The 1865-nt window shown below is 53.9% G+C and carries 1 rRNA gene; it reads right to left on the minus strand.

Annotated features, from left to right (window positions below):
- Window positions 1–125: 125 nt before the first annotated feature.
- Window positions 126–1865: ribosomal RNA gene (locus tag NM10_RS12790) — 23S ribosomal RNA — on the minus strand; the annotation flags it as partial.

Genomic DNA, 1865 nt, shown 5'->3' on the forward strand with positions numbered 1-1865 from the left:
CGTCTCCGAATCGTCGTTCTCTCTGTGTATCTGTTTCCAAATTCACAGCCTCCTGAGATTCGGAGTAAGCGATTCGCACATGTTTGTGCGTCGCCTTTCGGCTCCTTCAAACATGGCTCTCTGCTTAAGTCAAGTCCTCGGTCTATTAGTACCGGTCCGCTCCGTACATCGCTGTACTTCCACTCCCGGCCTATCAACCACATCGTCTTTGTGGGACCTTACTTGTTAAAACAATGAGAAACCTCATCTCTAGGCTGGTTTCACGCTTAGATGCTTTCAGCGTTTATCCGTCCCCGACGTAGCTACCCAGCTGCACGGCTGGCGCCATGACTGGTACACCATTGGTCGGTCCACTCCGGTCCTCTCGTACTAGGAGCAGCCCCTTTCAAGTTTCTTACGCCCGCGATGGATAGGGACCGAACTGTCTCACGACGTTCTGAACCCAGCTCGCGTACCACTTTAATGGGCGAACAGCCCAACCCTTGGGACCTACTTCAGCCCCAGGATGTGATGAGCCGACATCGAGGTGCCAAACCTCCCCGTCGATATGGACTCTTGGGAGAGATAAGCCTGTTATCCCCAGGGTAGCTTTTATCCGTTGAGCGATGGCAATTCCACTCTCTACCACCGGATCACTAAGCCCGACTTTCGTCCCTGCTCGACCTGTCCGTCTCGCAGTCAAGCTCCCTTCTGCCTTTGCACTCTTCGCGCGGTTTCCGTCCGCGCTGAGGGAACCTTTGGGCGCCTCCGTTACTCTTTCGGAGGCGACCGCCCCAGTCAAACTGCCCGCCTGAGACTGCCAAGCTCGTTACGCTTCTCGTTAGAATTCCAATAAAACAAGGTTGGTATCCCACCAGCGGCTCCGTGAATACTGGCGTACTCACTTCTCAGCCTCCCAACTATCCTGTACATCTCTTACCGGAATCCAATCTCAGGTTACAGTAAAGCTCCATGGGGTCTTTCTGTCCAGTCGCGGGTAACCTGCATCTTCACAGGTACTTCAATTTCACCGGGTCCCTCGTTGAGACAGTGCCCAAATCGTTACACCTTTCGTGCGGGTCGGAACTTACCCGACAAGGAATTTCGCTACCTTAGGACCGTTATAGTTACGGCCGCCGTTTACTGGGGCTTCAATTCACTGCTTCGCTTGCGCTAACACTTCCTCTTAACCTTCCAGCACCGGGCAGGTGTCAGCATCTATACATCAGCTTTCGCTTTAGCAGACGCCTGTGTTTGTGGTAAACAGTCGCTTGGGCCTCTCTTCTGCCACCCATCTCCGCTCCATGCGCTTCTGCACTTCACGTACGCTGGGTTATCCTTTTCCCGAAGTTACGGATATATTTTGCCGAGTTCCTTAACGAGGGTTTTCCCGCGCACCTTAGAATTCTCATCCTGCCTACCTGTGTCGGTTTCGGTACGGGTGCCTGAGTCCTCACTAGAAGCTTTTCTCGACAGTTTAGTGCCAGCCCCTTCGCTTCTGTCTCCAGAAGCTCCCCATCGCATCTCGGCCTTACGGGAAACGGATTTGCCTGTCTCCCGACCTACCTGCTTGGACGTGCTCTTCCATTCGCACGCGCGCCTTCCTTCCTGTGTCACTCCTTCGCTCAAACGGCCTCAGCCAGTACAGGAATTTCAACCTGTTGTCCATCTCCTACGCGTCTCCGCCTCGGATTAGGTCCCGACTTACCCTGGGACGACGATCGTTGCCCAGGAACCCTTAGGCTTTCGGTGGAAGGGATTCTCACCCTTCTTTTCGCTACTCATACCGGCATTCTCTCTTCCTGCCTGTCCACCTGTCCTTCCGGTCAGGCTTCTCCCATGCAGGAACGCTCCCTACCCAATTAACTTATGTTAATTGCCAAAGC

The organism is Megasphaera sp. NM10, assembly GCF_000417505.1.
Taxonomy (GTDB): Bacteria; Bacillota; Negativicutes; order Veillonellales; family Megasphaeraceae; genus Megasphaera; species Megasphaera intestinihominis.